This window comes from Brucella sp. (assembly GCF_032066345.1).
GTDB classification, from domain to species: domain Bacteria; phylum Pseudomonadota; class Alphaproteobacteria; order Rhizobiales; family Rhizobiaceae; genus Brucella; species Brucella pseudogrignonensis.
The window spans coordinates 260,270-286,296 of record NZ_DAMBKZ010000004.1 but is presented as its reverse complement, the minus strand read 5'-3'; the positions used below and the strand labels follow the sequence as shown (position 1 = coordinate 286,296).

The window sequence follows — 26,027 nt, the reverse complement described above, 5'->3', positions numbered from 1 at the left end:
CTTGCTCTTTCGGCACAGCGAAGTCAAACCCAGATTGAGATTAGAGTTACTTTGACAAATGATGTGGGATGAAAATGGCACATTGTTGTTTGCGAACAACAAAGTTGTCACCAGGCTTGCCACAAATGCTTCACATTATGGCTGCGAAAACCGCTATTCGATATGTCCCTGACGGTTGCTGAGAATGATCGAAATATGGTCTTTCGGCGTTATGACCGCATAAGTCGATGATGGATAGAATTGCGCTCTTATCGAAATGTGGTTCGATATCTTGTTATCGACAAGGCTGCCGTTTTTGATCAAATAAAGATAGGAATTGGTGATACTGGCTCCATAAGAACCGGCGAATTTGCTATTCGATGTAAAGCCGAAAGAGCTTGCGCCTTCCGAATAATATTCGCCGTTCGTGACAAGCCAGTCATCGGTCGGATTTGAACGTGACATTGCTGTTTTCTTGCCGTCTGGCGTCGAAAAATTCAGATTGAACGATAGCGCTATGAAAATGTTCTTGAGTTCCGTTGTTCCGGAAAAGACCTTGAACAACGACTTGTAGGGATGAAAATCGTCGGCCTGTATGAATTGTCGTTCCGGCGATGAGATTTCAAAGTCAATCGCGTCGCCTTGAAAGCCTTTGATGTCTTTGTCGAGTGCAAGAGGAATTTTGGCAATAATGCCGTTTTCCATTTCATTATTGACGTGCAGCAACATTATACGGCCCCCGGTTTACTGGTCAGATAATAAACCCTTGGGAATAAATTCAACCTGCTACTTCTCGCAGAACGACGCAACTTCTGTGTATAAAACTACGCTGGTCCATATTCGTTGTTTGGCAGGGCAGGCATAACAAAAAAGCACCAGAACATTATTCCGGCGCTCTGATTATCTATTTAACGGCATCTTTAATTGAAAACCGTTTCACAATTTTCGGGATGCGCTTTAATCATTGCTAATAAAGGACTTTGTGAAGTCTATTTATTCTTTTCAAGAAGAAGCTGCACAAGCTGCTGATTTACTTCGCCCGTTGGCTCCTGGCCATTTGCCTTCTGAATTTCAGCGATGGCATTGCGGGTTTTATTTCCCATCACGCCGTCGGCGCTACCCACATCATAGCCATTCTTCTGAAGGATGAGCTGAATGTTACGGACCGCCTTTTTCATATCGACAGGAACTTGAGCGACTGGTTCGCCATCCGACCAGTTTTGCGGAATGGTGAGCGCGTTGGCAGCCTCATTCATTGGCTTGGCTTTCCAGAGCTCGACAGAGCCCTTCGCACGTTCAAGCTGATCTGGCTTAAGAGCTGCACCAATCTGATCACGCTTGTCAGCCGCATCCTTGTCGCCAGCCTTGGCAGCAAGCGCAAACCACTTATAGCTTTCTTCCAGATTAACCGGCGTCCCAAGACCTTGAGCTGCGAGAATGCCAAGATTGTATTGGCTGTCCTTCACGCCGAGTTCTGCTGCTTCGTTAAACCAGCGAACGGCAGACGTGTTATCAGGTTTACCGTTGGCACCGGAGGCAAACAGTACGGCGAGGTTATGCATCGCGTTTGCATTGCCCTGTTTTGCGGCCTGCTGATACCAGTCGATTGCCTTGTTGAGATCGCGGGGCATACCAAGCCCCTTCTCATTCATGTTGCCCATGCGGTAAAGCGCAGGTGCAAAACCTTTGCCAGCCGACTGCTCATACCACTTTGCAGCTTCAGCATAGTCTTCTTTGACGCCACGGCCTTCCATGTAGCGATTGCCGATTTCAAACAATGCGCGGGCGTCGCCCGTCATTGCTGCTTCGCGCAAGGGGGCAGGGCCAGCATCGACAGGCACATCGATTGCTGTTGCTTCTGGTTCCTGTGCAGGCGTCGTGTCGGAGATGGCCTCTTCGTGCTGCTCAATTGCAGGCTGCGGGGTAGTCAGGCTGCTTTGCTGCTGTGGCTTGGCAATTGTGGTTTCAGGCACCACAACTTCCGGCATTGGCTGCATTGCTGGGGCCGGTGTCTCAGTTTTCGCGGGTGCGATCGAGGCTGTTGTGCCCTTGTCGATTGCTGGCGTCTCGGTCTTTGCCGTCAATTCTGTCTGCTGGTTTTCTTCGAGGAAGACTGAGCCAACCTGCAAGCCAGCAATGGCAAGCATGATCGCACCGATTGCCAGCAGTATCGGCTTGCGCTGACGGTTAAAGAGACTGCTGATCGATCCCTTCTTTTTGTCGGTATCGCTTTCCTGCTGTGCTTCTAGCTTGCTGGATTCTTCGGCTGCTTGCTGAGCTGCACGACGTGCCACACTGATCAAATCCGCCTTGCGGCTGGTTTCTGTCTTGGCTGTGTCCTGCTGGTTTCGCTCTTCACGAACACGCTTCATAATCGTGTTCAGATCAAGCACGCTGTCATTGTCTGGCTGCACGGAATCGAGCGAAGCGCTGAGTTCCGGTTCCTGGCGTGCTTTTGGCGTAAGCTTTGCAAGCTTTTCGCTTGCCACCGGCGCATCGATTGCCGGGCTGGCTGGCTTGTCTGTCTTCTCTACTGCCACCGATGGGAAAGACTGTGGTGCCGCTGAAAACGGATTAACAACTGGCTTTGTCTTGGCCACTACTGGCTGAGGCAGATGGGGCTGTGTTTCGATCTGCTGTTCCAGATTGGACAGGCGATCAACGACTTTAACCAGCGTTTCATGAACAGCTTCAAAAGTCTTACCGTTACGCTCATCGGCATTGCGGGCAAGTGCTTCGAGTGACTTGATATCATTGGCAAGTTGCGCAGCAATCGCCGTGTCGTTCTGCGAACCATGCTTGAGTACATGCGCAACGGCTGTTTCTGCCGCTTCGCGTGCTGCATCCAGAACAGTTTCACGATTGTCAGCGATGGAGCGCTCGATGGAATCCAGACGCGGCTTCAATTCGGCCAGTTCGGCTGAAGGCTTGTTGAGCTGGCGCGCGATGTTTGCAATCTGGTTTTCCAGACCGCGAATGGCTTCGCGCTCAGCGTGGGCAACTTCTTCAGTCTGTGGGGTCTGCAGCAGGCTCAACGAAATTTGCTGCGAGATGTCGTCGAGACGACCTTCAATCGCATGGAGCATACCGCCTTCGGCGTAATGGCTCGCATATTGCGCATCAAGGCGCTTGGTCAGTTCCTTGAAGCGATTGTCGATCTTATCAAGAACAGCGGGATTTGGTTCATGCGCGAGCTTTTCTGCTGCTGCCAGCTTCTGATCGATAGCGGACAGACGGACTTCAACACTGTGATAATCCGACTGGCTCAAATTCTCCATAACCTTGCCGACCTGATGGGCAAGGAGGTTGATCTGCTGTGCGAGCTGATCAATGGCCTGCTCAGGCAACTGCGATCCTTCGCTGAGTGCATCGATGCGCTGCGAGAGCTCGCCAAGGCGGCGAAACAGTGTGTCCGCATTCTGTTCGGCGACCGAATTATCCAGTTGATGTGTCAGTTCGGTCAGGCGCTGTTCGATGCGTTCAAGACGTAATGTTTCTTCGCGATCTGAATGCGGATGACGATTGGCAGCGATCACAGCCCGGCTTATTTCATCAAGACGGCTGTCGATCTGGCGCAATGTATTGTTTTCCGACCGCGGCGCGCGTGGCTCTTCGCGCATTTCAGCGAAACGGGGAGCAAGGGGCAGAGATGGACGGGCATCGTATTGTTCAGCCCGGTTCTGCTCTTCTGTGAGGCGGCGCAGATGTTCTGCAATCTCCGCAAGGCCGGTGATGTGCTTTTCAGCCTTTGGCTCAGGCGAGCGCGGACGGGGCGCAGCGTTTCCAATATGACCGAGACGCTTTTCCAGTTCCGCCAAAGTGTTGTGCAATTCGTTCATAGCGCTCGACTTCGGCGCGATAGGCGCATGGCGCTCGCGCAAGGCGTTAAGCTCATCAATGATGGAACGTGAACCGGATGCCTGGTGGTTGTTTGCCATGTGAAATCACTTTTCCAAAAATAGAAACAGCCGAGAGCCGAATTCACCAATGAGTCGAAGCCATATTGCTGAGGCTATATTCTTACAAACGTGGTAAACAAGTTATTAAAATCTATTATCGATTGCATAAAAACAGCCTCCTTTGGGGAGGCTGCGATTGTTTTAAGTTTCAGAAAAATAGGGGTTATTCGGCGACAAGTACCGTGCGCGGACGCAAGGTAAGTGCAAGCGCGAGAAACAGCAGGCAGGCAACTGTGACGAAGACCGGGAGGCCGTGAGTCAAATATTGCTGTGCGATGCCTGCAAAGAGCGGGCCGATTAGTGCGCCGACGCCCCACATGAGGCCCATGCTGGCATAAATACCCACAAGCTGCGCGCCTTTGAACTGACTGCCGACAACGCTCAGCATGATTGTGTAAATGCCGACAAATGCGCCACCCCACACAAACAGCAACGTGTAGGTGAGCCATGGCAGGGTGAGGGCCCATGGCCAGATCGCGGCTCCCGCAGCAGACAAGCCTGCAAGGATGATGAGAAGTGTCTGGCGGCTCATGCGGTCGCCCAGAAAGCCGATTGGAATCTGCAATACAATCGCACCGAACATCATCACCGACATAAGCTGTGTCGCCTGATTTTCGCTCCAGCCAAGATCGACGGCATAGAGCGGCAGGAACGACAGTCCAGCCGATTCAATCGCTGCATTGAGTACGGTTGCTGCAAGCGCGACAGGTGCAAGTGCCAGATAATGCAGCGGGCTTCCGTGCGGTTTGTCGGTGATCGGCGGCGCACTAACCTTTGGGTTGGCGATCAATAGCGCTGCAAGAAGGGCAAGGACTGAACCAACGAGATAAGGCAGGAAGCCGCTTGAGCCGACAATCGAGAGAATGAGCGGTCCAAGCGCAAAGCCAAGCGACAAGGCCGCTGTATAGATGCCCATGGTCTTCGAGCGGTTCTCATCGGTGCTCAGCGAGTTGAGCCAGGTTTCAGAAACCACGAACAGGGTTTCAGATGCGGCGCCTAACAGAATACGTAGCGGAAACCACAGCCAGATCAACGGAACTGCGGGAAATAGGCCCAGCAGGACTGCAGCTGCAGCAAGTGCAACTATCACCAGCGACCGCATTCCAAGCCATGCGCTCAGTCGCGGCAAAAGGAATGCCATGCAGAGCACGCCGACGGCGTGCATGGCCGCGTTGGCGCCAATGATTGCTTCGCTGAAGCCCATCTCATCGAGATCAAGCGCAATAAGTGCAGCGCTTAGGCTGTAGGTCAGGCCGAAGATCATCGCAGTGCTGGTGACTGCAGTGCGCGAGAGCATAACGTTGGAAGGAGCGAGTTCTGTGGTCACTGTGATGATCCGGACGAGCTTGATACTGAAAATACTTAGATATCAAGAAGAGTGGGAACTCAACTACTTAGGAAAAATCTTTCAGCATCATCATGAATATTGTTGAATCAATCGTTCTTGGGCTAAAGCTCATATCTGTCGCCAGAGGAGATAAATGTGAGCCAGCTAGCCTATACCACTGTAGCCCGCCGCCCATCGGTGGAGGAATATTTGCATCTTCGTGCGGTGGCTGGCCTTAGTCCCTTCACGAAAGCCGCCGCTGCCAAAGGGCTCGAAGGCACGGTCTATTCTGTACTTGTTTTGCACGATGGCTCTGCAATCGGAATGGGTCGGTTGATCGGGGATGGCGGTTGCTTTTTTCAGGTGGTGGATATTGCCGTTGAGCCGCAATATCAGGGGCGTGGCTTGGGTAAAGCCATCATGAGCGCCATCATGAACTATGCTAATGCCGAACTTCCGTCTTCTGCCTATGTAAGCCTGATTGCTGATGTGCCAGCGAATAAGCTTTATGAGCAATTCGGCTTTAATGAAACTGCGCCACGATCCCTTGGAATGGCTTATCGCGTGAAGTCAGGGGCGTAATCGTCACTTTGCCGATCAGGGGCGCGGTCCGACAACAACATGATTGTTTGATCCTTTTCAATCGTTTATGCCTCACTTATTCGGAGGATCTTATGAAATCTTTATTCACGTCTGCATTTGTTTCGGTTTTGGTTCTCGCATCCAGCTCGGCCTATGCTTTGGATGCTCAGAAAGATTGCTCCACATTGAAGCAGGTCATCAAAGAATCGAAGATAAACTTCAAGAATGTTACAGCTGATGCAGCTCCCCAGGATGTGGATGTTTATCCATCAAAGCTCACATTAACCGGCAGCAATTCTTGCCGTGTTGTTCTGCGCACGAGCGTATCTTCGGTCAGCTGGTCGTGCGTTGTTGAAGATACGACCGTGAAAGCGGTTGCAGCTTTCGTTTCGAAATGCGTGGGCAAGCCTGAAACCCCTGATGCGGCGTATCAGAGGTCTGGCGCTAAAATCTTCCGTTTAAAGCCGCAGGTTCCCGCCGAGATCATTGTTTCGGAACTGGATCGCGGGAATATTGCCCTGCAAGTCAAAGCGCTGCAGAAGAAATAGCATCGGCCGGCCGTGCGAACAGGCGCTCAGGTCTATCGTGTTCAAAGTTGCATTGATGCTTGCCGCGACGTCGCAAGGAATCCGTCGACAAAATCGATGGTTTCGTCACCGCTTCTCAAGCCGAGATGGATGCTTTTCTGAATTCCCGTTTTGCCGATCCTGACGGGGTGAACGCCGAGTGTCTTTGCTTCTTGGCGCACCAGCCAGTTTGGAATGGCGCTGACGCCGCGGCCTGCCGCAACAAGTTGCAGCATCATTTCCGTAGTCTCGACATTTCGATGGTGCCGTGGGCGGCAATTGGCAGGCACCAGAAATTGCGTAAAGACATCAAGCCTTTCTGGTGGTACGGGATAAGTGAATAGGGTTTCTTCCAGCAAATTGGCAGGCTCTGCATTGTCCAGAAGCGATAAAGGATGACCGTCAGGAACGGCAAGCACGAGCTCGTAGTCGAACACCGGCACATAACGGATGCCAGAGGTCTCAATCGGATCTGGCGTAATCAGAATGTCGATTTCGTATCCCGTCAATGCTGCAACGCCGCCGGATGCAAATGATGTCGTTAGTTCCAGATCAACATCCGGCCATTCCACCAGGAAAGGCTTTGTTACACCCATGAGCCATTGATGGCAGGGATGACATTCCATCCCAATCCTGAGGGAACCTCGCTGCCCGTAGCGATAATCTGATAAGACATCCTCCGCCCGTTCGATCTGCGGCAGAATGCGGTGTGCGAGTGTCACAATATAGCGTCCAGCCTCGGTGAGACGAAGATTGCGGCCATCCTTCTCCCACATGGCTACGCCATAGCGTTCTTCTAGCTTACGGATGGTGTGACTAAGCGCCGACTGTGTAACGTTCAGCTTTTCCGCCGCCGCCGTCAGGCTTCCCATGCGATCAACTTCGCGCAGGATTGACAGATGTTGTCTGTCCAGCATGATTATTTCCGCCTTCACTCATCTGTACTTGTCACCAGTACAGCCATCAAATTTCAGCTGGGCGGTGAAATGGCGCAGAAACGACGGCACGGAATACCGGTCGCGAAAGCGGCACTCCGGGACACCCCGCCCGTGAACGTTATCTGACGTGGCAGGTCTCCTGGCTCACGGGTAATCGCTCTTGTCCGTCTTCCCGGGGTAGACCCAGTGACAAAATTGGACGTTTGCTAACCGCTTACAGTTGCGGGGGCAGCTCCGGCGTTTGACCGAATTCCCTCTTAGCTACGGATTTAAATCCGCAGAACCACGACAGTGAACCAATGTCCTATGCCAACTGTCCGGTCAAGCCTTTCGGCCATGGCTCATAACAATTGCGTCACGCATTCATATCCGGGTGCGGTGTTCTGTCAAAGTCGGCCTAATCTGCCAACTTATGAACGTGGCTCATGCTTGTATGAAATGAAATCAATTTTAATCGTTCAACGCCTTCGGCATAAGAGGTTTAACGCTCTTATCCGAAGTCCGTATCAATACAGACTTTGCAGAAGGCCTGAGCAGAAATAAAAACTAAAGAAAGCAAAGACATCAAAGTGAATTTAAATCATAGATTGGGATGTCATGTCGCGATGAATAGAGATTTTACATTCAACATTAAGAGTATTTGCTTTGATGAGGATTACCATCCCTCAGAAAATACTCGTATCACGACCAATTTTGCTAATTTGGCGAGAGGTGACAATCGCCAAGAGAACCTGCGCAATGCACTCAGGATGATTGACAATCGTTTCAACGCTCTGGCGCATTGGGATAACCCGGAAGGCAATCGGTATTCGGTCGAACTGGAAATCATTTCGGTTGAAATGAATATTGGAGCTGAAAGCAAGAACGATGCTTTCCCGGTGATTGAAATACTGAAAACCAATATCATGGATCGCAAGACCGGCGAGCGCATCGAGGGCATTGTCGGGAATAACTTCTCGTCCTACGTGCGAGATTACGACTTCAGCGTATTATTGCCAGAGCATAATAAGAATCGGCTTGAATTCAGCACGCCTGATAACTTCGGAGAATTGCATGGGAACCTCTTTAAATGTTTCCTGAATTCAAATGCTTATAAAGAGAGCTTCAGTAAGCCGCCTGTAATATGTCTGAGTGCTTCAAGCAGCAAGACCTATCGTCGAACTGAAAATCAGCACCCCGTCTTAGGGGTTGAATATGAGCAGAACGAGTTCTCTTCGACTGATCAGTATTTCAAAAAAATGGGATTGGAGGTTCGATTTTTCATGCCTCCGAATAGCGTTGCGCCTTTGGCCTTCTATTTTATCGGCGATTTGCTTGCCGATTATACCAATCTTGAGCTGATCGGAACCATCAGTACGATGGAGACTTTCCAGAAGATCTATCGGCCAGAGATTTACAACGCCAACTCTGCGGCGGGTGCCTGCTATCAACCGGATTTGAAGCATCAGGACTATTCGCTCACACGCATTGTCTACGACCGCGAAGAGCGTAGCCGGTTGGCTGTCGAACAGGGCAAGTTTGCGGACGAGCACTTCATCAAACCATACAAGACCATTCTTGAGGAATGGTTTGCCAATAGCGTTCATTGACGAACCAAAACACAAGGTTGCCTAGAATGAAACCATTGTTGCCCACCTCAACGGCTGGCAGCTTGCCAAAACCAATCTGGCTTGCACAACCCGAGAAACTTTGGTCACCCTGGAAATTGCAGGATGAGGAATTAGCTGCTGGCAAACAGGACGCTCTGCGTTTGTCGCTGGACGACCAACAACAGGCAGGCATTGATATTGTCAGCGACGGCGAGCAGACGCGCCAACATTTTGTCACGACCTTCATTGAGCATCTCAGCGGTGTCGACTTCGAGAAGCGCGAGACCGTCCGAATTCGCAATCGTTATGACGCAAGTGTGCCGACAGTTGTCGGCGCCATCTCACGTCCAAAACCTGTTTTTGTCGAAGATGCCAAATTCTTGCGTCAGCAGACGAAGCAGCCCATCAAATGGGCTTTGCCGGGTCCCATGACCATGATTGATACGCTCTATGATGCTCATTATAAAAGCCGCGAAAAGCTGGCCTGGGAATTTGCCAAAGTCCTCAATGAAGAAGCCAAGGAGTTGGAGGCTGCTGGTGTCGATATCATCCAGTTCGACGAGCCGGCATTCAATGTTTTCTTCGATGAGGTAAACGACTGGGGCGTTGCAACGCTGGAAAAAGCAATGGAGGGACTTCAGTGTGAAACTGCTGTCCATATTTGCTATGGCTACGGTATCAAAGCCAATACCGACTGGAAGCAAACTCTCGGATCAGAGTGGAGGCAGTATGAAGAAACCTTCCCAAAACTGCAGAAATCCAGTGTCGATCTGATCTCTCTCGAATGCCATAATTCGCATGTTCCAATCGACTTGATCGAACTCATTCGAGGTAAAAAGGTTATGGTCGGGGCTATTGATGTGGCCGATAACGCGATCGAGACCCCTGAGGAAGTTGCCAATACTCTGCGGAAAGCACTGCAATTCGTGGATGCCGACAAGCTCTATCCCTGCACGAACTGTGGAATGGCGCCTTTGTCTCGTCGGGTGGCAACGGGCAAGCTGAAGGCTTTAACTGCGGGTGCTGAAATTATCAGAAGAGAGCTTTCGGCTTAGTTGTGGCTGGGCAGCAGGAGGCCGACATGAATATGGCGGAACGCCGGTTCAACATTGTAGATAAAGCCACGTTTCGTAATGGCATGTCACGGCTGGGTTCGGCGGTAAGTGTCACCAGCACAAAGTTCGGCGGGAAGCGTTACGGCTTTACCGCCTCCGCTGTCTGCAGTGTCAGCGACACTCCAGCGACACTGCTTGTCTGCCTTAATCGGGAGAGCTCGTGTTTTCATGCCTTTGAGAACGCGCGCTATTTCTGCGTCAACACACTGATGCCCGGCCAGGAGGACATCTCGAACCATTTCGGTGGTAAGACGTCGGTGGAGGACCGGTTCGCCTATGGAGAATGGGTGGAGGGGCTCACTGGAGTTCCGGTCCTTGCCAGTGCTTCGGTCAGCTTCGAGTGCGAACTAACAAATGCCGTCGATGAGGCCACACACCGCATCCTTTTTGGACGTGTAATCGATATTCGTGAGAATGAAAAACAAGCGGCGCTGCTCTATTGTATGCGTCGCTACCTCAGTATTTAGGCAATCAACCTACCTTCACTCCAGAACGGTCAAAGGGCAGATCGTTTACAAACAGGTGTCGCGACATTGAGATCAGTTGACCAGCGGCGCTTGCATCACTAACCGCTGCCCGCTTCAATTAAGATACTGCCGAAACAAACTCCGACGCGCGATCAGCTTGGGAATAACATTCCCGCAAGCATGGAAACCAGTTCAGACCATCTGGCAGCAATATCGAGCCTCGTTCAGTATGCCAGACTCCGTTATCCTCGATTGCGCATTGCTCCTTGATCATCGGCGGGTGAACAAGTTTCCTATTTTAAGAATCCTTGCAAATTTTGACGAAATGGCCTGCAGAAGAGGACGCTTCTGGCCCATGATTAGATTCACAATTTGGCAGAACCATCACAACGAATGGCCCACCAAAGCGCAAGATTAGCCCGATAGACGTCTATAATTCACCGAAAACCGGCAGCGCACAAACAAGTGTAATTTTTGACGTTTACGGAAACGTCAAAGTGCGCTAGTTTCGGCTCGGAATTGGAGTCTCGTCATCAATTTCAGAGCGGCGAGAGCTTCAAAAGCAGCAAAACTGGCTGGTTTTTTGAATTTTTAACCCCATTTTTGTTGCGAAGGGCATGATGTCACGCATTTGAGCATTTGCTGTGACAATCATTCTGAAAGCATATCTTCCTTGGAGGGGAAGCCCGTCCGGGGATCGCGATATGCGAGAGAATAAAACTAAAGCGCGCCGCGCTTTAGACACAGGTGGGAGCCTGTTCCGCTTCATGCGGAGCCGAGCGGGTAATTGATTTGGAGGATTTCGATGCCGAGCTATCGCGCGCCAGTTGAGGATACAAATTTCGTTCTCAATGACGTTCTGAATTATCAGCGTTATAACAATCTGCCGGGTTTTGCCGATGCATCGCCCGATGTCGTCGAGGCGATCTTGTCCGAAGGCGCGAAGCTTGCCGAAGGCACGCTGTTTCCTGTCAATCATACCGGGGATCAGGAAGGCTGCGCCCGCGCATCTGATGGTTCTGTGAAGACGCCGAAGGGTTTCAAAGCAGCCTATGATCAGTATCGCGAAGGCGGATGGCTTGGTCTTGCGGTGCCGGAACAATATGGCGGGCAGGGGCTTCCATATCTGCTGCATACAGCCGTTGGCGAATATATGTCCTCTGCCAATATGGCGCTCACTATGTATCCGGGTCTGACACAGGGCGCGATTGCCGCGATCCTCACCCACGGTACGGATGAGCAGAAAGACACCTATCTGCCAAAGATGGTGGAAGGCACATGGACCGGCACCATGAACCTGACCGAGCCGCATTGCGGTACGGATCTGGGTTTGCTGCGTTCAACGGCGACACCACAGGAAGATGGTTCTTACAAGATTTCCGGCCAGAAGATTTTCATCTCGGCTGGCGAACATGATATGTCGGAAAACATCATCCATCTGGTGCTGGCGCGTATCGATGGTGCACCGGAAGGTGTGAAGGGCATTTCGCTGTTCATCGTGCCGAAGTTTATTCTGGATGCCGATGGCAATCCGGGTGAGCGCAATGGCGTGTCCTGTGGTTCCATCGAAGAAAAGATGGGCATCCACGGCAATGCAACTTGCGTGATGAACTATGACGATGCGACTGGCTTCCTGATTGGCGAGGCACACAAAGGCCTGCGCGCCATGTTCACCATGATGAATGAAGCGCGTCTCGGTGTAGCTTTGCAGGGGCTTTCGATTGCCGAAACTGCTTATCAGAACGCCGCGATCTATGCGCGTGAGCGTATTCAGGGCCGTGCGCTTTCAGGTGCCGCGGCACCTGACAAGAAGGCTGATCCGATCATCGTGCATCCGGATATCCGTCGTAATCTCATGAATATTCGCGCTTTCAACGAAGCTGGTCGCGCGCTCATTCTGTGGACGGCATTGAACTCCGATATTGCCCATCGCTCTGGCGATGAAGCAGAGCGTCAGGCGGCTGACGATCTGGTTGGCCTGCTGACGCCGGTGCTGAAAGGTGTTCTGACCGACAAGGGCTTTGAACATGCTGTCATGGCGCAGCAGGTGTTCGGCGGTCACGGCTATATCGAAGAACATGGCATGAGCCAATATGTGCGCGATGCGCGTATTGCCATGATCTATGAAGGTGCCAACGGCATTCAGGCGCTTGATCTGGTTGGCCGCAAGCTGGCACTGAATGGTGGCCGTGCGATCACTGCTTTCTTCAAGGAAGTGGGCGAGTTCTGCGAAACTAATCGCGAAAATGAAAAGCTCTCATTCTTCACCAAGCATCTTAAGAAGGGCGTCAACGATCTTCAGGCCGCAACCATGTGGCTGATGCAGAACGCGATGGCAAAGCCAGACAATGCCGGTGCAGCATCGAACGATTACATGCATCTGTTTGGTCTGGTGGCGCTTGGTTACATGTGGGCGCGCATGGCGAAGGTTGCGGAAGAAAAGCTGGCATCGGGCGAAGGCAACAAGGCCTATCTTGAAGCAAAGCTTGTCACGGCGCGCTATTATTTCGAGCGGATCATGCCGGAAAGTGTGGCCCATCTCGCGCGCATCCAGTCGGGTGCGGATAGCATGATGGCGCTTAACGCAGACGCATTTTGATTTAGAGATCAGGCTAAGTTTTCGAACTTAGCGGGAAGGAGCAAAAATGGCTGAGGCTTATATTTACGATCACGTCCGCACACCGCGCGGACGTGGCAAGAAAGACGGTAGCCTGCATGAAGTGCCTGCCGTTCGTCTGGGCGCGAAGGTTCTTGAATCCTTGCGCGACCGCAACGGCATCGACACGGCAAAGGTCGATGACATTATTTTCGGCTGCGTCGACCCTGTCGGCGAAGCGGGTGCTGTTATTCCACGCTCATCGGCTTTTGAAGCTGGCTACGACTTCAAGGCGCCGGGAATGCAGATTTCGCGTTTCTGCGCATCTGGTCTCGATGCCATCAATCTCGCTGCTGCCAAGGTTGCGTTCGGTGCCGACGATCTGGTGATTGCTGGTGGCGTTGAAAGCATGTCCCGCGTTGGCATGGGCATGTCGGGCGGTGCCTGGTACATGGATCCATCGGTCGGCTTTCCGGGCTTTTTCATGCCACAGGGCGTCTCCGCCGATCTGATTGCCACGAAATACGGTTTCTCGCGCGATGATGTGGATGCCTATGCAGTAGAAAGCCAGAAGCGCGCCGCCAAGTCGTGGGAAAAGGGCTATTTCAAGAATTCGGTCATTCCGATCAAGGATCAGAACGGCCTCACCATTCTCGACCATGACGAGCATATGCGCCCCGGCACCGATATGCAGGCGCTTGGCCAGCTCAACCCATCCTTCGTGATGCCCGGCGAAATGGGCGGCTTCAATGCCGTTGGTATTCAGGCGCATCCAGAAGTCGAAACCATCAATCACGTTCACCATGCTGGTAACTCGTCTGGTATCGTTGATGGCGCAGCAGGCGTTCTCGTTGGCTCGAAGAAGGCTGGCAAAGCCTTTGATATCAAGCCGCGCGCGCGTATCCGTGCTTTTGCCAATATCGGTTCTGAACCAGCGCTTATGCTGACCGGCCCGGTTGATGTAACGGAAAAGCTTCTGAAACAGGCGAAGATGAAGCTCTCGGACATCGATCTGTTCGAGCTGAACGAAGCCTTCGCTGCCGTGGTTCTGCGTTACATGCAGGCTTTTGACATTCCGCACGACAAGATCAACGTCAATGGCGGCGCGATTGCGCTTGGCCATCCGCTGGGTGCAACCGGTGCCATGATCCTCGGCACGGTGCTGGATGAATTGGAACGCCGCGACCTCAACGTGGCACTGGTCACTTTGTGCATCGGTGCCGGCATGGGTACGGCCACGATCATCGAGCGCGTGTAAGGGGAGGAGGCGAATAATGGCTTATGTAAATTTCAAAGTTAAAACCGACACAGATGGCATCGCTCTCGTCACATGGGACATGCCTGAAAAGTCGATGAATGTTTTCACCGTTGAGGCGATGCAGGAACTGAACGCCATCATCGACGCGACGTCTGCCGACGAAAAGGTTAAGGGCGTGGTCATCACGTCGGGAAAAGACACGTTCTCCGGTGGTGCTGACCTGACCATGCTCGAAGGCATGTTCAAGGAATTCCAGAAGCAAAAGGCAAAGGACAAGCAGGCTGCTGTCCAGTCACTGTTCGACAATGTAGGCCGGATGGGCGGACTGTTCCGCAAGCTGGAAACCTCGGGCAAGCCATGGGTTTCGGCCATCAATGGCACTTGCATGGGTGGGGCATTTGAAATGTCGCTCGCTTGTCATGCTCGTGTTGCATCCGATGCACCGGGTGTGAAGATGGGCCTGCCGGAAGTAAAAGTCGGCTTGTTTCCGGGTGCTGGCGGCACGCAGCGCGTTCCACGCCTTGCCAATCAGCAGGACGCTTTGCAGATGATGACGACCGGTTCAAGCCTGACGGCGCAGCGCGCCAAGGCGATGGGGCTTGTTACCGAAGTAGCACCTGCCAAGAAGCTCGTTGAAACTGCCAAGAAGCTCATCAAGGGTGGTCTTAAGCCAGTTCAGCCATGGGATGAAAAGGGCTTCAAGCTGCCGGGCGGCGCGATCTATTCGGCTGCTGGTGCAAATCTCTGGCCTGCTGCAACCGCCATTCTGCGTCGCGAAACCTCCGGCAATTATCCGGCGGCACTCGCTATCCTGAAATCGGTTTATGAAGGCCTTCTGGTCCCATTCGATACCGGTCTTAAGATCGAACAGCGCTACTTCACCGAAATCCTTCAGACGACCGAAGCGGGCATGATGATCCGTTCGCTCTTCGTGTCGTTGCAGGAATTGAACAAGGGCGCACGTCGCCCGGTTGAAGAAAAGCCAACCAAGTTCAAGAAGATCGGCGTCATTGGCGCGGGCTTCATGGGTGCAGGCATTGCCTATGTGACGGCCAAGGCTGGCATTCCGGTGGTGCTGATCGACCGCGATCAGGAATCTGCCGATAAGGGCAAGGCGCACGCTGCCGACCTCATCACCAAGGAAATGCAGAAAGGCCGCGCGACGGAAGCCGACAAGGAAAAGCTCCTGTCGCTCATCACGGCCACGCCTGACTATGCACTGCTCGAAGGGGCCGATCTGGTGATCGAAGCTGTGTTTGAGGACCGCGAAGTCAAGCGTGTGGCGACCGAAAAGGCTGAGGAAGTGCTGAAAACTTCTGCGGTCTTTGCGTCCAATACCTCGACCTTGCCAATCACTGGCCTTGCGAAAGTCTCCAAGCGTCCGAAGAATTTCATCGGCATCCACTTCTTCTCGCCGGTCGACAAGATGATGCTGGTCGAAGTGATCCTCGGCAAGAAGACGTCCGACAAGGCATTGGCCGTAGCCCTTGATTATGTTCGTGCGATCAAGAAGACACCGATTGTCGTTAACGACACGCGTGGTTTCTACGTCAATCGTTGCGTGCTGCGCTATATGTCGGAAGCCTACAACATGCTTGTTGAAGGTGTTCCGGCTGCGATGATCGAAAATGCCGCGCGTATGGCCGGTATGCCGGTTGGTCCGCTTGCGCTCAACGACGAAACCGCCATCGACCTTTCGCAGAAGATCCTCAAGGCAACACTTGCCGATCTTGGTGAAAAGGCTGTTGATCCGCGTCATGTGGAACTGGTGGACAAGCTCGTCAATGAGTTTGACCGTAAGGGCCGCAAGAACGGCAAGGGCTTCTACGAATATCCAGCCAAGCCTGCCAAGAAGCATCTCTGGGCCGGTCTGAAAGACCTCTATCCGCAGCAGAACCCTGATAAAATTGACGTGAAGGAGCTGAAAGAGCGCTTCCTCGTGACGATCGCTCTGGAAGCTGCACGCGTGATGGAAGAGGGTATCGTTACCGACCCGCGTGAAGCCGATGTCGGCTCCATTCTGGCCTTTGGTTTTGCACCTTATACCGGCGGCACGTTGTCTTATATCGATGGCATGGGAGCGAAGAAATTCGTCAAACTTGCCAAGGAGTTGCAGCGCAAATACGGTCAGCAGTTCAAGGCACCGAAGCTACTTGTCGATATGGCAGAGAATGGCGAAAGCTTCTATCAGCGCTTCAACCCATATAAGGGCGAGGCCAAGAAAGCAGCCTGATCTGCGGTCACATTAGCTATTAAAAATACGCGCGGCATTCGGATGTCGCGCGTTTTTATTTATGAATAAGAAAATTTTCCCTGTAAAATAGCACATCTTGCGTAAAATCAGGTTTTCGGCTAGGTTTGGCACAATATAGGATGGATGATTAGGTTTAAAATCCTCTTTGGCGGGTTATAGCAATGTTTTCTCATGATAGCGTATGGGCTGCGATCGATGCCTTGGCAGAACGCAATTCTTTAAGTGCGTCCGGTCTTGCGCGCCGTGCAGGGCTTGATCCGACCACGTTCAATAAATCCAAGCGCTATGCTTCTGATGGACGCGCACGCTGGCCATCGACGGAATCGCTGGCTAAAGTCATGGAAGCGACCGGCGCGACATTCGATGAGTTGACCCGGCTCATTCGTGGCGAAGCCTCGACTCCTAATTATGGTGACTATTTGCAGGAGCCGAGCGCTATTCCTCTGCTTGGCATGGCAGAAGCGGGCGGGGGTGGCTATTTCGATGATGCTGGTTTCCCTGCAGGCCAAGGCTGGGATGTCGTGCAGTTTCCAGCCGCACCCACCGATAATGTTTATGCGCTGGAAGTTTCTGGCGACTCCATGTTGCCGCTTTATCGTGATGGCGATACGCTGGTCGTAGCACCCAATGCACCGGTTCGCCGCGGCGACCGCGTGGTTGTTCGTACCAAAGACGGAGAGGTTATGGCTAAAATCCTGCATCGCCAGACGCCGCGTACGATTGAACTTCACTCGTTCAATCCAGAATTTCCAAACCGTTCCTTTGAGACCAAGGATGTCGAGTGGATCGCCCGTATTCTATGGGCGAGTCAGTAATGGCAAAACAGCAGACAAAGAGCCATGCACGCATTGTTTTTGGTGTTTTCGCAGGCATAACCGGGGCCATTCTTGTGGCCGCATTTGTCGCGCCGTTTTATGGCGCGCTTGACCGCCCGGTCACTGTTGTCGAAAGTGGTGACGGTCAAAGCAAACCGGAAGCGGGTTCGGGCAATGGAATTGTTGTCGAGCAGTTCGATTATAATGAGCCTGATAAAGACACAGGAGCAGAGAATCCTGCGGCGCCGGAGACACCGGCTCCAGAAGCTGCGCCAAACACTAATGAGCAGAACTCTGCCAGTCAGAGTGGTCAAAGCGGATCGCAGCAGAATGGACTAGAGCGCGAACCTGCGCGCCCACCTCTGAGTGATCTGGGGCTGGCCTCAACGCCAAAACCACCAGAGCCGCCAGCACCTGCCGCATCTGTAGACGAGGGCGAGCCGATGCAGCTTTTGCAGCGTCCTGTTGCAATTGCCGCGGGTAAGCTCGAGAGCCAGGGCAGGACTGTTGATCTGCAGGGTATAGAACCCATGCCAATTGAACAAACCTGTCAGTCGTCATCTGGCGAAAGCTGGCTTTGTGGCATGCAGGCGCGCACGGCGTTTCGGCAATGGTTGCGGGCGCGTGCAGTCATGTGTCGTTTGCCACAAAATGACAGTGGTGCTGCTGTTTCAACGCAGTGCAGTGTTGGCAATGAAGATCCCGCACAGTGGTTGGTTGCCAATGGTTGGGCGAAAGCTGTCGCGGGCGGTGCCTATCAGGAAGCAGGGCAAAAAGCCGAAGATAATCGTTTGGGTATCTTCGGGAACAAGCCTGATGCATCCCTTCAAAGTCTGGAGCCTGATAATGGTGGAGCGTTGGAGAATCCTTCTCCACTCGCGCCACAGACGGAACCAGTGCCGACTTCGCCGTCACCACAGCAAGGCGAGTTTCCTCCAGCGCCTACGGCACCCGCTCCAGCAAACTGAGTTATAGCTTTGCCGGCAGAAGTGCGAAGCGCCTCCGCAAGGAAATCAGTTCGCCGGACTGATTTCTTTTCCTGCTGCTTCTGAAGCCTGAGATCAGCTTATGTCCCGACCACGGCTTTCTGATCCTGTCTCAAAGGCTTCTTGAGTGGGATCGTGATCACAACGAGACATGAGATAACAAGTACCACGCCAAACCAACCCATCAGCGGCAAACGCTCGCCTACAATGATTATGGCCAGTATCGCAGCGACTACCGGTTCGATCAGTGTGATAGTTGTCGCCATGCTGGCCGGAATACGCGCAAGACCGATCCCAAAGCAGACGTAGCCAAGAAACATTGGCACAATAGCCATATAGATGCCGACTGCTGCATTGTTCCATGACGCCAGAAACGGGCCGCCAGCCACGATCAAAACCGGCATAAGCAATAATCCGCCAAGCCCGAATGTAGCGCCCATGGCGACAGAGGATCGAACTCCATTGAGCATTGTGCGGCGCGCAGTCCATGAATAAAGCGCATATGTGAGGCCACCAAGAAGTCCCAGACAAATGCCTGTAATAACGGAGCTATTTGTTTCTATAGCTGCATGGTCTGCACCTTCTGCGACCGTAATCAACACGATCCCGGCAAGCCCAATCAGCGCGCCAAGCAGCCATTGGCGCGAGAGTCGCGCACCGTCGAACAGATATTCGATGAGAGCGGAAAGCAGCGGTGCTGAGCCGATGGTGACGACCGTTCCGATTGTAACACCAGCCATCCGCATGGATGCGTAAAAAGCCAGTGGGTAAATGGCAACTGCAAGCCCGCCTAAAACGAGAAGCCCCCATTGCTTATTCAGAAGGGACAAGCTGCGCACAATCCCGCGCCCGGCGAGTAGAGCTTGTAACAAGCCTCCGATCCCCATAGCTGCGGCACCGATTGCGACCGCACTGACTTCGGGCGCGAAAGTGGCAGCAGTGCCGGTCGTTCCCCATACAACGGATGAGAAGAGAACGGCAGACACACCAATTGTGTAATCACGGGATGAATTGCTCACAATGCCTCCAGCATATCAGAGACGATTGCACGGGCATCTTGAACGCAGCCGCTATTACCTTCGAGACCTGCCCTTGAGATTGATCCCTCAAGCAGAAAAGACATATGTCTTGCGAGTGCAGCAGCATGATCGGGGGCGTCGGGCAGAAGCTCTGTCAAATGCGTGACGAGTAGCGCCTCAACCTCTCTTTTGTGATGTTTGACTGCCTGCCGCCCAATATCGTCTGCGGCTAGTTCTGCCGCAGCATTGAGCAGGCCGCAGCCGCGAAAGCCGCGTTCATATTCATGCTCGGCATGGTCCTGATAGGCGTCAAAAACGGCAAGAACTCTGCCTTTGGCCGTCGCCGCATGTTCCAATCGTGCATGATAAAGGCCTAACCATTCGGCATGTCGTGCTTCGAGATACTGGTTTACCAGATCAGCTTTCGAGGCGAAGTTGTTGTAAAGGCTCTTCTTTGCTACGCCCGCTCTTTCAACAATTGCGTCGATGCCGGTGCCACCGACACCGTTATTATAAAAAAGAACGGCTGCGGCTTTGAGCAGCTTGTCGCGCGCGCTATCCGATGGAGCTTTTTCGATACTCATAGTCCTGCCTCGTTAGTAGTTAGGTCGTACTACCTACTAACGAGGGTTGAGTCAACGGAGCTGATTTTGACCAAGGGCAAACGCGTCGAGCGCCATCCGCATTTCATTCGTTGAGAGCGGGCCGCCATGGCCTTCCGTTTCGATAACGCGCAGCCGACTTGCAGGCCATGCTTGATGGAGCCTCCACGCGGTTATCGCCGGGCCGCTGAAATCTCTGCGTCCGCAAATCAGTGCGGCCGGAATATGTGCGATCCGGTCCATATTCGCCAGAATTTCAGCGCCGTTGCGAAGGAAACCATCATTTGCCCAGTAATGCGTAACCAGCGTTGCGAAGGCGAGGCCTTGCAGATCATCGAAACGGCTTTCGATTGGCGTCCAATTGGGATCAAGCGAGATATGCGTCGATTCCCATGCGTTCCAATCCTGCGCGGCCTGCAAGCGTTCTTCCAGACTGCCATTGGCAAGCCGTCTCGCATAGGCCTCAACAACCCGCTCACCCGCGCACCTTGAAGAGGCTTTCTCGAACTGTTCCCATTCTTCCGGAAAAAGGCATCCAACGCCTTCGGTGATCCAGTTCACTTCCTCACGGCTCGTGGTCGTGACGGCGACGAGTGCCAATTCAGTCACCCTGTCGGGATGCGCTTGTGCGTAGGCGAGCGCAAGCGTAGCACCCCATGATGAACCTGCGACCAACCAAGCATTGACGCGAAGATGATTTCTGACTGTTTCAATATCTTCAATCAGCGTCTGGGTCGTATTGAGATGAAGCTGGTCGAGATCATCAATCACCAGCGGGCGACTGCGCCCGCAACCGCGTTGGTCTATGCCGATGATAAGGTATTTTTCGGGATTAAAGCGCTGCCGATAGCTGCCCGTGCGCAAGCCGCTTCCCGGTCCGCCATGAAGATAAAGCGCTGGCTTTCCTTCCGGATTGCCCGATGCCTCCCAATAGATTTCATTGCCGTTTGATACAGCCAGCAAGCCTTTGGCGAAGGGTTCGCATTGGGGGTAGATCATTTCTGCTCCGGCTAGAGCGGTTCGCATTTAATCGTAGTCATTGCGCTCGCTCTATCTCTATATTTTTGCGCATGTCGTTTCCGAAAAACCGGTTCCCACTTTTCCGCGACATGCTTAAAGACCGGGCATAAAAAAAGCCTCACCCGGTACGATTCCGGGTGAGGCTTCTCATAAAAATATCAAGCGCTTATGACAAGGTGCCAGCAAGAGCCTTCTGAATGAGTGCGCGAGTTTCATCGATGCCATAGAGGGCAACGAATGAACCAAAGCGTGGGCCGCGTTCCTGACCGATCAGCACTTCATAGAGCATCTGGAAGAAGGAAACCGATACGCCGGGGCCGCCTTCAGGGCTCTTCTTGGTGTGATCCTGATAACGCTCGATTGCACGGGCAACGTCCAGAATGGCATTCTGAATGTCAGTGCCATCAGTACCGGCAGGCAGCGTTGCAAGCTTGGCATCAAGGCCTTCAAGTGCTGCGCGTTCCACATCGTCAGGGGTGCGGAACTGCTTGGTCGGCTTGACGAAATCATTGAAGTAGCAGATTGCATAGCCAACGAGCGCGTCGAGTTCCGGATTATTTTCCGGCGTAACACCCGGCACATGGCGCGAGATGAAGCCCCAGAGAACGCTTGGGTTTTCTGCATTGGACGCGCTCACCAGATTGAGCATCAGCGCGAATGTAACCGGCAGTTCAACCTTTGGCGGGTTGCCGTAATGGATGTGCCAGACCGGATTGTTCAGACGGTCTTTCCACTCCTGACGGTTATAAGCCGAGAGATAGGTGAAATATTCGTCCACGGCCTTCGGGATCACGTCGAAATAGAGCTTCTTCGCGGTCTTTGGCTTCTGGAAGTTGTAAAGCGCAAGGCTTTCAGTTGGCGCATAGGCCAGCCATTCGTCAATTGCGATGCCGTTGCCCTTTGACTTCGAAATCTTCTGGCCGATCTGGTCGAGGAAGAGTTCGTAGACGAAATGCTCTGGCGCGCGGCCACCAAGGATTTCGCAGATGCGGTCGTAAATGCCCGCATTGGTCTGGTGATCCTTGCCGAACATTTCAAAGTCGACGCCAAGCGCTGCCCAGCGCATACCGAAATCCGGTTTCCATTGCAGCTTCACATTGCCACCGGTGACGGAAAGCGTGGTTTCAACGCCGTCTTCATCGTCAAAAGTGATGGTGCCAGCCTTGGCATCGACGCTCTTCATCGGCACGTAGAGCACGCGGCCAGACTTCGGCGAGATCGGCAGGAACGGGCTGTAGGTCGCCTGACGCTCTTCACCAAGTGTAGGCAGCATCACCTTCATGATGTCGTCATAGCGCTCGACAGCTTTCAGCAGCACTGCATCGAACTTGCCGGACTTGTAGTACTCGGTTGCGCTCGCAAATTCGTAATCAAAGCCGAAAGTATCCAGGAATCGGCAGAGCATTGCGTTATTATGTTCGGCAAAGCTCTTGTACTCGCCACCAAATGGGTTTGGCACGGCTGAAAGCGGCAGTTGCAGATATGGCTCAAGGGCTGCCTTGTCCGGAACATTGTCCGGGATCTTGCGCATCCCGTCGAGATCGTCCGAGAAGCAGATCAGGCGCGTCTTGACCTTGTCTTCCGTCAGAATGCGGAAAGCGTGGCGGACCATCGAAGTGCGTGCGACTTCGCCGAACGTACCGATATGCGGCAGGCCGGATGGACCATAGCCGGTTTCGAAGATCACGGTTTCAGGGAAACCGGTCTTCTCATAGCGCTTGAGGATTTTCTTTGCCTCTTCAAAAGGCCACGATTTCGCTTCCGCAGCCGCCGCGGTCAGTTCCGGGGTCAGCGTAATTTCGGGAAGACGGTGCGAAGTCATGATTTTATCCTGATGTCCTGTGAAGGGCTTTATTTGTTGAAATCTTTTACACTGAAACGTGTCATTGCTCTATGGCGCGGTGGAACTCACACGTCAATCTTTGCCGCGGCAATTCCGACCGAATTTCCTTGCGCAAGTCTTACAGGCTCCCTAATTTTCTTCAAAATTAGCCGAAACTATGATTCCGGTTGAACGATGCAGGAGCATTCGATGAAAAACATTTCACCTCAGGACGCACTCGTTTACATCATGGTGACGACTTCCGCCGCAGATACAACCATGACTGATGCAGAGCTGGCGTCGATCAGCAATGTGGTGTCGCGCCTTCCAGTTTTTCAGGGCTTTGATGCTGCGAGATTGCCAAAGCTGGCGAGTGATTGCCTCGAAATGCTTTCTTATGACGACGGCCTGGAACGAATTCTAGATCTTGCGCATGATGCAATGCCGGAAAAGCTTTACGACACAGCCTATGCACTGGCGGTTGAAGTGGCTGCGGCTGACCTGCATGTCGAGCAGGAAGAGCTTGAGTTTCTTCAGATGCTTCGTGATCGCTGGGCGCTGGATGAGCTGACTGTTGCAGCCATTGAACGCAGTGCGCGTGTGCGTTTCCGCAAGCTTTGAATTAGAGATTGTGATTGAAAACGGGCGGGGTAAATCCCGCCCGCAGCATAAGTTAGTCTGGCTTAGCAGACGACAGGAACGCGCCGTGCTTTGCGCCATTCAAGTGCTGTCCGCATCATATGAGCAGCTTCGGCGAATGTGGCATTGTCTTTCCAGCGTTCCGTGTGAATCAGATTTGACGGAACGATATCCCTCAATGCTTCAAGCGTATGGCGAGGGACTGTATCGGTGCAGCGCCACAAGCGACGGAAAACGACGCTGATACGCGTGATCTTACCATTGATTGCTACGACTGGTTCGGCCGTTTCAAGGTTCCAGTCTTCATAAGCATCCACTGCGTCCTGAAATGCGTGATGCAAATAGATCGGTGCATGACCGTCATGAAGTGGGGGCAGCAAACTAGACATTTCTGTTTCCTCTCTTCCAATGGTGGTTCAGCTACAGGCACTTACGGAACTTTAGAGCGTCGTTCGCCCTCCTGGGCGGATAAAGGTTGCTCTAATACTCTCACACAGGACTCCGCAAATGCGGTTCAAAAGAGCTGATCTCGGCTCTTCAACTGTGTGCCGTATCAATTTCTCCTCACGAAATACGACAACACATAATTAACCATGATCTATGCAAGGACGGGTGTTTGGCAAGGAGAAAATTTCTTTAAACGCGCCGGAAGGGGAAAATCAGTTCGCTTCCCATAAGATGGTCAACATTGCTTTTGACCGCAGTTTTGTGGGATTTTCGGGCTTAATTGAAAATGACATTCATTTAAAAAGAGAAACAGTTTTCGATATTTATTGCCACTGTGACAGGATTTTCCCTGCAATTCGCTGAGGCCCGGTGTAGACAAATACAAAGGGAATTGAATTTCAGGGGCAGTGATATGGCTCGGTTTATTGCATCACGCAGGGCATTTCTGGTTGGTTCGACATCGCTTGCGGCTTTGCCGCTGTTGCCCCGTTGGGCGCGGGCCGGAGGCACTCCGCAAAAAGGTGGACGACTGGTCGTGGCCGCAGATTCCGAGCCACGCAATCTGAACCCGGCCATTGTCGCTTCCAACGGCGTTTTCTTCGTGGCGAGCAAGGTGATTGAGCCTCTGGCCGAAGCCTCATTTGACGGTGAGAACGGTCTGGAGCCACGCCTTGCGACCAGCTGGGAAGGCTCTGATGACGGTCTGACCGCAACCTTCCACCTGCGTGATGGCGTCAAATGGCATGACGGTAAGCCCTTCACATCCGCAGACGTTGCGTTTTCGGCGTTGCAGGTCTGGAAACCTCTGCAAAATCTTGGCCGCGTGGTGTTCAAGGCGCTTGAGAAGGTCGAAACGCCGGATGAGCATACGGCAGTTTTCCACTTCAGCGAACCAACACCGTTTCAGCTTATTCGTAATGCGCTGCCAGCGCTCACTGCTGTACTGCCGAAGCATGTGTTCGAGGGCACGGATATTGCCGCCAATCCCGCCAATGAAAAGCTGATTGGCACTGGCCCATTCAAATATGCCGAGCACAAAACCGGCGAATATTATCGCCTTGCGAAAAATGAAGATTATTGGGGCGAGGGCGAGCCTTATCTCGATGAAATCATCTATCGTGTGCTGCCGGATCGTGCTGCAGCAGCAGGTGCGCTGGAAGCCGAGGAAATTGACCTTGCTGCGTTTTCCGCCGTGCCTCTGGCCGATCTCGACCGCATTTCAAAAGTGCCGGGGATCAGTGTGATTTCCAAAGGCTATGAAGCGCTGACATATCAGCTGGTCGTCGAAGTCAATCATCGCCGCAAGGAACTCTCGGACCTTAAAGTTCGTCAGGCAATCGCTCATGCGATTGATCGTGATTTCGTTGTGAAGACGATTTTTCTGGGCTATGCCAAGCCGTCGACTGGGCCGGTTCCGCAATATGACAGCCAGTTTTATACCGGCGATGTTGCCGCTTATCCTTTCGATGTGGCGAAGGCCAATGCGCTGCTGGATGAGGCTGGTTATAAGCGCGGCAAGGACGGTACGCGCTTTGCACTAAAGCTGCTGCCAGCACCATATTTCAACGAAACCAAACAATTCGGTGATTATCTGCGGCAGGCGCTGGCGGAAATCGGCATTGATGCGCGTATCGTCAACAATGATTCAGCAGCACATCAGAAGGCGGTCTATACCGATCACGATTTTGATCTCGCCATCGCACCGACCGTCTATCGCGGCGATCCCGCAATTTCGACGACCATTCTGGTCGAAAGCGGTATTGCAGCAGGCGTGCCGTTTTCCAATCAGGGTGGTTATGCCAATGCGGAATTGGACGCGGTGATTGCCAAGGCTGCACATGAAATTAACGAGGAAAAGCGCACCGCGCTTTATCATCAGTTCCAGCAATTGGTCGAAGCTGATCTGCCGCTCATCAACGTGGCGGAATGGGGCTTTATCACGGTTGCCAATGACCGCGTTAAGAATGTCTCCAACAATCCGCGCTGGGCAGTTTCCAACTGGGCAGATGTGTTTATTGCACAGTGACGAAATATTGTGACGAAGCGT

General features: G+C 52.8%; 21 protein-coding genes and 1 riboswitch. Of the genes, 12 read left to right on the top strand and 9 right to left on the bottom strand.

Annotated elements, in window-relative coordinates; genetic code table 11:
- Positions 1–153: 153 nt before the first annotated feature.
- The 3 genes from RT142_RS07765 to RT142_RS07755 form a co-directional block, all read right to left on the bottom strand.
- A complete protein-coding gene (locus tag RT142_RS07765; protein WP_313028212.1) occupies positions 154–708 on the bottom strand; it encodes a hypothetical protein in 555 nt (184 codons plus the stop codon).
- A gap of 260 nt (positions 709–968) precedes the next feature.
- The gene (locus tag RT142_RS07760) at positions 969–3,917 is read right to left on the bottom strand and encodes a peptidoglycan-binding protein (protein WP_409558571.1); all 2,949 of its coding nucleotides are present in this window, start codon (positions 3,915–3,917) and stop codon (positions 969–971) included.
- A gap of 184 nt (positions 3,918–4,101) precedes the next feature.
- Complete coding sequence (locus RT142_RS07755; RefSeq protein ID WP_007879767.1) at positions 4,102–5,235, bottom strand: MFS transporter; 1,134 nt, start codon at positions 5,233–5,235, stop codon at positions 4,102–4,104.
- A 180-nt stretch (positions 5,236–5,415) separates the two neighbouring features.
- Between RT142_RS07755 and RT142_RS07750 the strand changes: the two genes are divergently transcribed.
- Both RT142_RS07750 and RT142_RS07745 read left to right on the top strand, forming a co-directional pair.
- Positions 5,416–5,847: a GNAT family N-acetyltransferase gene (locus tag RT142_RS07750; protein ID WP_409558572.1), complete on the top strand. Its 432-nt coding sequence runs from the start codon at positions 5,416–5,418 to the stop codon at positions 5,845–5,847.
- Between the two features lie 185 nt (positions 5,848–6,032).
- On the top strand, positions 6,033–6,395 hold the full coding sequence (locus tag RT142_RS07745; protein WP_235819149.1) for a hypothetical protein: 363 nt from the start codon (positions 6,033–6,035) through the stop codon (positions 6,393–6,395).
- Positions 6,396–6,436: 41 nt separating this feature from the next.
- On the opposite strand, the gene RT142_RS07740 is transcribed toward RT142_RS07745, so the two are convergent.
- Positions 6,437–7,330 (bottom strand): LysR substrate-binding domain-containing protein, encoded by an 894-nt coding sequence (locus RT142_RS07740; protein WP_079213676.1) that lies wholly within the window; start codon positions 7,328–7,330, stop codon positions 6,437–6,439.
- A gap of 132 nt (positions 7,331–7,462) precedes the next feature.
- Positions 7,463–7,654: riboswitch (cobalamin riboswitch) on the bottom strand.
- Positions 7,655–7,956: 302 nt separating this feature from the next.
- Between RT142_RS07740 and RT142_RS07735 the strand changes: the two genes are divergently transcribed.
- The 8 genes from RT142_RS07735 (at position 7,957) to RT142_RS07700 (ending at position 18,413) form a co-directional block, all read left to right on the top strand.
- On the top strand, positions 7,957–8,940 hold the full coding sequence (locus RT142_RS07735; protein ID WP_194779506.1) for a DUF1852 domain-containing protein: 984 nt from the start codon (positions 7,957–7,959) through the stop codon (positions 8,938–8,940).
- 26 nt (positions 8,941–8,966) lie between these two features.
- Entirely contained in the window at positions 8,967–9,995 is a 1,029-nt protein-coding gene (locus RT142_RS07730; protein ID WP_194779507.1) for a methionine synthase, read from the top strand.
- Positions 9,996–10,021: 26 nt separating this feature from the next.
- On the top strand, positions 10,022–10,522 hold the full coding sequence (locus RT142_RS07725; RefSeq protein ID WP_313028207.1) for a flavin reductase: 501 nt from the start codon (positions 10,022–10,024) through the stop codon (positions 10,520–10,522).
- Positions 10,523–11,327: 805 nt separating this feature from the next.
- Positions 11,328–13,121, top strand: a complete 1,794-nt coding sequence (locus tag RT142_RS07720; RefSeq protein ID WP_007879757.1) for an acyl-CoA dehydrogenase C-terminal domain-containing protein — start codon at positions 11,328–11,330, stop codon at positions 13,119–13,121.
- Positions 13,122–13,167: 46 nt separating this feature from the next.
- Positions 13,168–14,376 (top strand): acetyl-CoA C-acetyltransferase, encoded by a 1,209-nt coding sequence (locus tag RT142_RS07715; RefSeq protein WP_194779510.1) that lies wholly within the window; start codon positions 13,168–13,170, stop codon positions 14,374–14,376.
- 16 nt (positions 14,377–14,392) lie between these two features.
- A complete protein-coding gene (locus RT142_RS07710; RefSeq protein WP_313028205.1) occupies positions 14,393–16,609 on the top strand; it encodes an FAD-dependent oxidoreductase in 2,217 nt (738 codons plus the stop codon).
- A gap of 182 nt (positions 16,610–16,791) precedes the next feature.
- Positions 16,792–17,445: a helix-turn-helix transcriptional regulator gene (locus RT142_RS07705; RefSeq protein WP_064321904.1), complete on the top strand. Its 654-nt coding sequence runs from the start codon at positions 16,792–16,794 to the stop codon at positions 17,443–17,445.
- The gene (locus RT142_RS07700) at positions 17,445–18,413 is read left to right on the top strand and encodes a thermonuclease family protein (RefSeq protein WP_313028203.1); all 969 of its coding nucleotides are present in this window, start codon (positions 17,445–17,447) and stop codon (positions 18,411–18,413) included. The genes RT142_RS07705 and RT142_RS07700 overlap by 1 nt, the downstream gene beginning before the upstream one ends.
- Before the next feature lie 98 nt (positions 18,414–18,511).
- On the opposite strand, the gene RT142_RS07695 is transcribed toward RT142_RS07700, so the two are convergent.
- From RT142_RS07695 to RT142_RS07680, 4 genes are all read right to left on the bottom strand, one after another.
- Positions 18,512–19,450 carry a DMT family transporter gene (locus RT142_RS07695; RefSeq protein WP_313028201.1) on the bottom strand — a complete coding sequence of 313 codons (939 nt, stop codon included), beginning with the start codon at positions 19,448–19,450 and terminating at the stop codon, positions 18,512–18,514.
- Positions 19,447–20,034 (bottom strand): TetR/AcrR family transcriptional regulator, encoded by a 588-nt coding sequence (locus tag RT142_RS07690; protein ID WP_313028200.1) that lies wholly within the window; start codon positions 20,032–20,034, stop codon positions 19,447–19,449. The genes RT142_RS07695 and RT142_RS07690 overlap by 4 nt, the downstream gene beginning before the upstream one ends.
- A 51-nt stretch (positions 20,035–20,085) precedes the next feature.
- Entirely contained in the window at positions 20,086–21,051 is a 966-nt protein-coding gene (gene pip, locus RT142_RS07685; protein WP_313028198.1) for a prolyl aminopeptidase, read from the bottom strand.
- A 187-nt stretch (positions 21,052–21,238) separates the two neighbouring features.
- A complete protein-coding gene (locus RT142_RS07680) occupies positions 21,239–22,894 on the bottom strand; it encodes a lysine--tRNA ligase (RefSeq protein WP_313028197.1) in 1,656 nt (551 codons plus the stop codon).
- A gap of 210 nt (positions 22,895–23,104) precedes the next feature.
- On the opposite strand from RT142_RS07680, the gene RT142_RS07675 reads away from it, so the two are divergent.
- Positions 23,105–23,515, top strand: coding sequence for a tellurite resistance TerB family protein (locus RT142_RS07675; RefSeq protein WP_007879733.1), 411 nt, complete (start codon positions 23,105–23,107; stop codon positions 23,513–23,515).
- 62 nt (positions 23,516–23,577) lie between these two features.
- Here the strand turns inward: RT142_RS07675 and RT142_RS07670 are convergent, their stop codons facing one another.
- Positions 23,578–23,922 (bottom strand): hypothetical protein, encoded by a 345-nt coding sequence (locus RT142_RS07670; protein ID WP_007879732.1) that lies wholly within the window; start codon positions 23,920–23,922, stop codon positions 23,578–23,580.
- A gap of 470 nt (positions 23,923–24,392) precedes the next feature.
- Between RT142_RS07670 and RT142_RS07665 the strand changes: the two genes are divergently transcribed.
- Entirely contained in the window at positions 24,393–26,006 is a 1,614-nt protein-coding gene (locus RT142_RS07665; protein WP_313028195.1) for an ABC transporter substrate-binding protein, read from the top strand.
- Positions 26,007–26,027 lie beyond the last annotated feature (21 nt).

What these genes read in the sequence shown, in the direction of transcription:
- pip (WP_313028198.1), bottom strand. Translation starts at nt 21,051, where the DNA reads ATGATCTACCCCCAATGCGAACCCTTCGCCAAAGGCTTGCTGGCTGTA.
- RT142_RS07720 (WP_007879757.1), top strand. Translation starts at nt 11,328, where the DNA reads ATGCCGAGCTATCGCGCGCCAGTTGAGGATACAAATTTCGTTCTCAAT.
- RT142_RS07765 (WP_313028212.1), bottom strand. Translation starts at nt 708, where the DNA reads ATGTTGCTGCACGTCAATAATGAAATGGAAAACGGCATTATTGCCAAA.
- RT142_RS07710 (WP_313028205.1), top strand. Translation starts at nt 14,393, where the DNA reads ATGGCTTATGTAAATTTCAAAGTTAAAACCGACACAGATGGCATCGCT.
- RT142_RS07755 (WP_007879767.1), bottom strand. Translation starts at nt 5,235, where the DNA reads ATGCTCTCGCGCACTGCAGTCACCAGCACTGCGATGATCTTCGGCCTG.
- RT142_RS07705 (WP_064321904.1), top strand. Translation starts at nt 16,792, where the DNA reads ATGTTTTCTCATGATAGCGTATGGGCTGCGATCGATGCCTTGGCAGAA.
- RT142_RS07735 (WP_194779506.1), top strand. Translation starts at nt 7,957, where the DNA reads ATGAATAGAGATTTTACATTCAACATTAAGAGTATTTGCTTTGATGAG.
- RT142_RS07725 (WP_313028207.1), top strand. Translation starts at nt 10,022, where the DNA reads ATGAATATGGCGGAACGCCGGTTCAACATTGTAGATAAAGCCACGTTT.
- RT142_RS07670 (WP_007879732.1), bottom strand. Translation starts at nt 23,922, where the DNA reads ATGTCTAGTTTGCTGCCCCCACTTCATGACGGTCATGCACCGATCTAT.
- RT142_RS07665 (WP_313028195.1), top strand. Translation starts at nt 24,393, where the DNA reads ATGGCTCGGTTTATTGCATCACGCAGGGCATTTCTGGTTGGTTCGACA.
- RT142_RS07690 (WP_313028200.1), bottom strand. Translation starts at nt 20,034, where the DNA reads ATGAGTATCGAAAAAGCTCCATCGGATAGCGCGCGCGACAAGCTGCTC.
- RT142_RS07715 (WP_194779510.1), top strand. Translation starts at nt 13,168, where the DNA reads ATGGCTGAGGCTTATATTTACGATCACGTCCGCACACCGCGCGGACGT.
- RT142_RS07740 (WP_079213676.1), bottom strand. Translation starts at nt 7,330, where the DNA reads ATGCTGGACAGACAACATCTGTCAATCCTGCGCGAAGTTGATCGCATG.
- RT142_RS07730 (WP_194779507.1), top strand. Translation starts at nt 8,967, where the DNA reads ATGAAACCATTGTTGCCCACCTCAACGGCTGGCAGCTTGCCAAAACCA.
- RT142_RS07675 (WP_007879733.1), top strand. Translation starts at nt 23,105, where the DNA reads ATGAAAAACATTTCACCTCAGGACGCACTCGTTTACATCATGGTGACG.
- RT142_RS07760 (WP_409558571.1), bottom strand. Translation starts at nt 3,917, where the DNA reads ATGGCAAACAACCACCAGGCATCCGGTTCACGTTCCATCATTGATGAG.
- RT142_RS07680 (WP_313028197.1), bottom strand. Translation starts at nt 22,894, where the DNA reads ATGACTTCGCACCGTCTTCCCGAAATTACGCTGACCCCGGAACTGACC.
- RT142_RS07700 (WP_313028203.1), top strand. Translation starts at nt 17,445, where the DNA reads ATGGCAAAACAGCAGACAAAGAGCCATGCACGCATTGTTTTTGGTGTT.